This is a genomic window from Pseudovibrio sp. Ad26 (assembly GCF_001623285.1).
Lineage (GTDB): Bacteria > Pseudomonadota > Alphaproteobacteria > Rhizobiales > Stappiaceae > Pseudovibrio > Pseudovibrio ascidiaceicola.
Window position 1 is genome coordinate 1 of record NZ_LMCE01000096.1, and the last position, 6,964, is coordinate 6,964.

General features: G+C 50.1%; 4 protein-coding genes and 2 pseudogenes. 3 read left to right on the plus strand and 3 right to left on the minus strand.

All coding sequences use genetic code 11. The annotated features are described in order from the left end of the window. Window positions 1–144 precede the first annotated feature (144 nt). Entirely contained in the window at window positions 145–2,064 is a 1,920-nt protein-coding gene (locus PsAD26_RS22790; protein ID WP_063312255.1) for a calcium-binding protein, read from the plus strand. Between the two features lie 247 nt (window positions 2,065–2,311). Further along, window positions 2,312–3,078: pseudogene (locus PsAD26_RS22795) on the plus strand (IS6 family transposase). 164 nt (window positions 3,079–3,242) lie between these two features. On the opposite strand, the gene PsAD26_RS29020 reads toward PsAD26_RS22795, so the two are convergent. The 3 genes and pseudogenes from PsAD26_RS29020 to PsAD26_RS22810 form a co-directional block, all read right to left on the minus strand. Beyond that, entirely contained in the window at window positions 3,243–3,599 is a 357-nt protein-coding gene (locus PsAD26_RS29020) for an autotransporter outer membrane beta-barrel domain-containing protein (protein WP_208985822.1), read from the minus strand. 29 nt (window positions 3,600–3,628) lie between these two features. Beyond that, window positions 3,629–4,162 (minus strand): annotated as a pseudogene (locus PsAD26_RS29470) (IS6 family transposase); the annotation flags it as partial. A 98-nt stretch (window positions 4,163–4,260) separates the two neighbouring features. Next, window positions 4,261–4,911 (minus strand): peroxiredoxin, encoded by a 651-nt coding sequence (locus tag PsAD26_RS22810; RefSeq protein WP_063312257.1) that lies wholly within the window; start codon window positions 4,909–4,911, stop codon window positions 4,261–4,263. 786 nt (window positions 4,912–5,697) lie between these two features. Between PsAD26_RS22810 and PsAD26_RS22820 the strand changes: the two genes are divergently transcribed. Beyond that, window positions 5,698–6,642 (plus strand): IS5 family transposase, encoded by a 945-nt coding sequence (locus PsAD26_RS22820; RefSeq protein WP_275507208.1) that lies wholly within the window; start codon window positions 5,698–5,700, stop codon window positions 6,640–6,642. The last annotated feature ends 322 nt before the right edge of the window (window positions 6,643–6,964 follow it).

Consider the following 6,964-nt stretch of genomic DNA (forward strand, 5'->3'; position numbering starts at 1 on the left):
GCAGAACTCTTCAAAATCGCCGCTTGCGTTACCACGCGCAAGCCGCTTAACATCAACATGCAAACCGGGCCAAACACGCCGCTATTCAGAAGCTAATTCTGTCTAACTTCATTCGACGACGGACAAGGCAATGGCGGTGCAGATGTGTTCTTTGTCGGTCCGCTGACGGGCGGCAACCGGGATTTCCTCATCAAGGACTTCTCGGCCAACGACACGCTATTTTTCTCTGGCCAGTTGAACTTTGCTTCGTTAAAGCCGGTGCGGGACGGTGATGACCTCATCATCACCTCCAGCTTCGCAACAGACCTGACCCGGACCGTTGTCCTCGAAGACTATTTTGTCTCCACGGCAAACCGGGGAAAAATCCAGGCAGGCGAAGTGGAACTGACCGAAGAAATCATCAACTTGTCGATCAATACCGGCAGGCTGCAAGCCAAGTCGGATCAGGATAGCGGCATTAAAACGGGCGCCGACCCTGACACGGACACCATCTTTACTTCCCTATTGAACAGAGCTGTGACTATTGAATTCAGCAATGTATCCGGTTTTGAAGGCGTGATTGGCTCAGACGGTTCTGACGTCATTAAAGGGGACGATAAAGCTAATATCATTTACGGCGGTGGTGGCAGTGATTCCATCTATGGGAATGGAGGGGATGACATCATCCACCCAGGCCAAATGTATAGACCAAATGGCCCTATATTTGGGTATTTTGACACGCTGGATGGTGGCGAAGGGTTTGACATTGTCAGTTTCGAAGGTGAGAACGACGCGCAGATCAAGATAGATCTTGGCCAAGTCGGGAGTGAGGGCTACTCGGAAGTACGATCAGTAAGGGCCTCCAGCTCCTACAAATATGACTACTACTACCGTTCAAGCATTGAGTTTAAGAATTTCGAGGGTGTGATCGGTGGCAATCATGATGATGTGATCATCGGCGACAGCATTGCAAATTATCTGTCAGGCGGCAGTGGAAATGACAGCCTCTCCGGTAAGGGCGGCGCGGACACCCTTGTGGGCGGAGCCGGCAATGATATCCTGACTGGCGGCTTGGGTAATGACGTTCTTGTGGGCGGCACCGGTGCTGATACCTTCATCATCGGCGGGGCAGGTGAAGCCGGGACGCAGGACACGATCTATGATTTCGACGCATCTGAGGATATTTTAGGTCTTTATGGGGACACCGCCACCGTCGAAATGCAAAGCAGTCAGTTTGTTCTGGATCCAGTTACCAAAACCCAGAAGTTCTATGAGCACTCTGCGTTGGTTAGCAACAGTGAAACCTCAGTCCTGCTGTATGGAGTAACCGCTACAGAGGCGCTTCAGTTGCTGAGCAACAAAGGGTCCGTGGAACTCAGCCTGGGTGATGCCGGGGGAACGGTGATTGGCAACGAGAGGGCTAACTCCATAGCTGGGGGAGATGGGGATGACCTAATCTTCGGGATGGGAGGAAATGATACTATCAAGGTGTCCTCAGGAACGGATACTTTAGATGGTGGCGCAGGTTTTGACATTCTGGACCTTTCTGAATCCAATGGTCCCATCAGGTACATATTTGGAGCCAATGAGCAGGTGCGGTTCCTATTTCTGCGTGAGGGCCAGTGGGTATCCGATGTGATCACACGAAATTTCGAGGGGCTTATCGGCAGCCAATTTGCGGATAACGTTAACGGCAGCAACGGTGCAAACATTATTGATGGCAAAGATGGAAATGATGAACTCTGGGCTTATGGAGGGAATGACACTGTCAACGGAGGTGCCGGAGATGACAGAATTTGGGGCATGATTGGAGATGATTTACTGACTGGCGGTACGGGTGCTGACAGATTTCTTTACAGCGGTTTTGCGGGCGGCATGGATACGATCACCGATTTTGATATCACCGAGGATCGCTTTGAAATGATTAGCGATGCCGCAGATAGTTTTGCTGACATCACTATGACCGATACGCAGGACGGTGTTCGCCTAGAATGGGACGGGCACATGCATGACATCACAGAAGGTGCGCTGCTCCAGGGGGTGAATAGCTCTCAAATCTCCGAAGATCACTTCATTTTTGGTTGAACTCGTTCCCAAGCGGAATAATCAGGGCGGCCGATTGATCCGCTCTGATGGCACTATCAACTTAACCTGAATTTGGCTGCACTGGTTTCTCCGGACGCTTTTTAGGCGTCAAGCATAGTGGCTTGTTTCCATTGTGAGAAGGCGTTGATGCGGTGGAGGTAAATGTCGATTGCGGACGAGAGGGCTCTGTTGCAAAAATTGTCGGTGGCTGCGATGAGACATCATTCAATGTTGGTTTGGTGATTTCATGAGTGCTTTCAAAGGCCGTCATTTCAGTGGTGAAGTGGTATTATGGGCGGTTCGCTGGTATTGCAGATACGGCATTAGTTATCGTGACCTTGAACAGATGATGGTTGAGCGTGGCGTTCGCGTTGATCATGCTACAATTTACAGATGGGTCCAGAGATATGCCCCGGAGATGGAAAAGCGACTGCGTTGGCAATGGCGGCGTCCATCCTCCTGCAGTTGGCGGGTCGACGAAACCTACATAAAGGTTCGCGGGAAAAGGGCCTATCTCTACCGAGCCGTGGACAAATTCGGCAATACTATCAACTTTTATCTCTCTCCCACTCGCAATGCTAAAGCTGCTAAGAGGTTTCTAGGTAAAGCTTTGAGTGGCTTTAAAGACTGGGAAAAGCCCAATACTATCAATACCGACAAGGCCCCAACATATGGCCTTGCTATATCCGAGTTGAAAGCAGAAGGAAAATGCCCCACGGACACTGAACATCGCCAGGTGAAGTATCTGAACAATATCATCGAAGCTGATCACGGCAAGCTGAAACAGCTCATCAGACCCGTACGCGGGTTCAAAACCATGAAGACCGCCTATGCGACGATCAAAGGCTTTGAAGTAATGCGGGCTCGCGCAAAGGTCAGGCTGGTGCCTTCAATTTCTCGAAGGATGTTCTGGGTGAAGCCCGCCTCGTTGAGCGGGCCTTCGGAATTGGCCCAAGTGCTCTATCTGAAGCCATGACCATGCTCGAAAACCATCTTCAGAGCGATAAAATCTAATAAGATAGCCCTGAAGTCACACAAATTGCGCTCTAAGACATGTTTGCAACAGAGCCTTTTGAGGTTCTACCCCCGGTAGAAGCCGAGATGCGGTCAGAACTGCAGAGTAAGGTTCATCTTAAGCCCCTGATCGGTGAAGCCGGAACCGAACTGACCATTGTAGGTCAAACTGAGGGCCGCATTCGCCCCAAGATCGACTGCTGCGCCCAGATCGAGCACGAAGGTATCTCTGGCAATCGGCACTCCAGCAACGGAGAAATCATCCCCCTATCAAAAGCATGGCACGTAATCCCACCATCGCGGTCAGCCGCGCCGAGGGCAGCCCCGAGATCAGCCCTTGTTTCGGCACGCAGTCCGATGGTGGTGAAGGTCTGGTCCATGTCCTGGTTGTTGGCCATCAGCGCAGCTACGCCCCCAGCTTCAGAATAGCCGTCACTCGTCAGGTGCACATAAGCGAGGCCCGCGAAGGGTTCCAGACTCACCGCACCGTGATTGAAGCGATATCCGGCCTCGCCAAAGATCTGAGTGGTTCGTGCATCATAGGACGCTGACGCTCAACGATGTTGTTGAGGTATTTGACTTGAAGAATGTCAATGCAGGAATGCCAGCGGCCCACCAGGAAGAGGCAAATATTGATGTTGGTTAACCCGACTTTGTTTGCTCCGCTTTTATCTATCACCACTTTTTCTGGCAGAATATTGTTGCTGATGGCTTCTTCAAAAAAACGGGTTGCAGCCTCTTCATCCCGGGTCTCAGAGAGCATGAAATCAATGGTTTCTCCTTGTTTATCAATGGCCCGATACTGATATACCCATTTGCCTTTAACCTTGATATAAGTCTCGTCCATCTGCTAGGAGGTGCCAACCTGACGTTTTTGCTTCTTAGCCTTGGCTGCAATGAGAGGCGCGTATTTTTCAATCCACGGATTGAGCGTGGCGTGATCTACCTCAACCCCGCGTTCTTGCATGATCTCCTCAAGGTCGCAGTAAGAAACTGAGTAGCGCACGTAAAAGAAAACCGCATATAGGATCGCGTCTTTGGGGTAGTGGCTTCCTTTGAAATTGACCCCAGCAGCAATCCTCATCGCATGGTTACAGTGCGCTTGTGTTTTAGACAATCAGCCTCATGTCACGCAAGACTGAAAAAGTTTGCGACACAGCCTTGCGAAACAGCTAGATGGGGCTAGTGTGGCGCATGGACAGTGCGCAAGTACGGCAAAATAGTGTTCACCACACCGAATTTCGCTTGAGCATCCTCTGTACTAACCGCTGGCGGTACGATCACATCTTGTCCTACCTGCCAATCTGCTGGGGTAGCAACGCCTTTGGCAGACATTTGTAGGCCATCCAAGACACGCAATATTTCAGAAAAATTACGACCAACGGACATCGGATACGTCATCATAAGTTTCACCTGCTTGTCAGGTCCAATGATAAACACTGAACGTACTGTGGCAGTGTCTGCTGGCGTCCGACCGTCGGGCATCGCATATTCCGTTGGCAGCATGTCAAATGCCTTTGCCATCTCTAAATCGTCATCAGCAACAATCGCAAACTCTGGCCGGGTCCCACCAACGGCTTCAATGTCACCTTTCCACTTTTTATGGTCTTCAACACCATCTACCGAGATACCCAATACCTTGGTGTTTCTAGCTTCCCATTCCTTCGCCAATCTTGCAACTGCACTAAATTCAGTCGTGCAAACGGGTGTAAAGTCTTTAGGGTGCGAGAAAATTATCGCCCAGCTGTCGCCAACCCAATTGCGCAGGCTGAGGTTTCCCTGATCAGTCGTCACAGTCAAATCGGGGATAGTATCGTTTATACGTAAAACCATGGTTTGGCCTTTCTAGAACGTCCACTGACGTGATGTGATTTGCTGTGCGGATATTTGTGCTTGACGGTTGCATGGCTAGTTACTGCCAGCTCATATCGTATGCACACGCTGATGCGTTCAGCCTGTCGCACGACTACACAGCCGAATTGCGTTTACTAATGTGGCAAACGTGGGTTTGCTTAACCAAATTTAAACAAGTTGATAGGCACCATTCGGAAAATAGTTATCAAAACATATAGATCCCTCAGCCTACAGCTCATTTGCTCACAATTTTGGGTTAGGCATTGCAATTTAATGCGATTGGCAGGTGGTCTCACGTTACTTGCCAGCGCTCACTTCATACAGTTCGTCTCATATTCATTATGGCTTCCAGTGATATCACGACGGTTAGTAATTGGCTCAATAGATTGCAGCAACAAAAAAAAACTGAAGGCCCTATTGCTATAAGGTGTAGAGGTGTTGTCACATTAAGTTGGGTTTGGTTGCATAAACCAAACTGAGTGCACTTCATGCATCAATCAGGCGTTGTTGCGTAATTTCACATTGAGGTTTATCTTCGCTGAAATTTTCTTCCATGCAGATTCAGTTTATGTCGTTTAAACACAACGCTAATCGCCAACACAAATTTAGCAAAACCAAATACAAGGCGACCAACTGGTCCGCATATAATGAGAGTTTGCGCCGCCGTGGTGACATTACCATCTGGGTTGACGCCAGCCTTGCAACGGCCTGCTTTGCTCCTGCGAGCAAGCGACGCGGTCGACCCTGCATATTTTCAGAACTCGCATTGAAACCTGTTTGATCGCTCGTTCTGTTTTCGGCCTTGCTCTGTGTCAGACGCAAGGATTTATGCGCTCTATATTCGGTTTAATGAAGCTCGCTTTGCCGGTTCCTGATTGTTCCACTCTGTCACGCAGAGCTGGAGGATTAAAGCTTTCACCTCCTAAGTCAAAAGGAGCGCGTGCTCCTGCAACCCTCGTGATCGATAGCACCGGCCTGAAGGTCTTTGGCGCTGACGAATGGCAGAAAACCAAACACGGAACAAAGCAAAAGCACCGAAACTGGCGTAAACTTCACCTTGGGGTCGACCTTGAGAGCGGTGAAGTTCTGTGCTGTGAACCGACCGAAGACAATGTTGGTGATCCAACCGTTGTATCGGATATGCTGGACCAGGTTGGGGGTCCGGTTGCCACGTTCCTTGGTGATGGGGCTTATGATGGCTTCCCAACACGACAGGAAATAGAGGACCGTTATGAAGGCGTTGAAATCATCATACCAACCGCCCAAACAGCAGTCCCCAGCCTTAAGGCTGCGACCGCTCCCACTGCACGTGACCGGGATATTCTGCTCATAGAGGAACATGGCAGTATGGGCTGGCAGAAGCAGAAAGGATACGGGCGGCGCTCACCACGGGACTGGAACGACAACACCTACAAGCACCGGTGCGAAGCTGAACACAACGAGCACGATTATTTCCATGAGTTCGACATTGATCCTGGCATGGGAGAATTTGCCTGCCTCATCAGCTCGGTATGTGATGAGATTACTTCAACCGGATACGCTGGTAATTTTGTCTTCATTCAGGCCGATGAGTTTTCGCAGGTGATAAAGGAGCTTTCCACCCGCCTCGGGAATAAGGGGTCGTGGAGCCTTCAGGCCATGGACTGTATGGGACAGCGGTACAAACACGAGCACATTGAATGCAAAGACGTTGAATGGGCGGTGTACTGAAGAAAGATAAAAAGTGCGGGATCACTCAGCCCTTGAATGATCACCCATAGCAACCAAGGGGTGCATCTGCTACAAGCAGTTAAGAGTTTTTGGGGCAAAAGCAGCGGCGCTGAGCCAACCAGCGCATCGGGAAAGATAGGCTCTCCCGACTGAGGCAACAGCCTTGCCCCGAAACCGGAGGTGAAGAAATGTGGTTTCTACCAATTTCTGTCACGCTTAAATTGAAAAAGACCCGAAGCAGTTGGCTACTGTCCCTTCGGGTCTCTATCAAATAGCTAGTAAACGGCAGGGGGATTTTCTCCCTGCCACTCCGGTATAATAC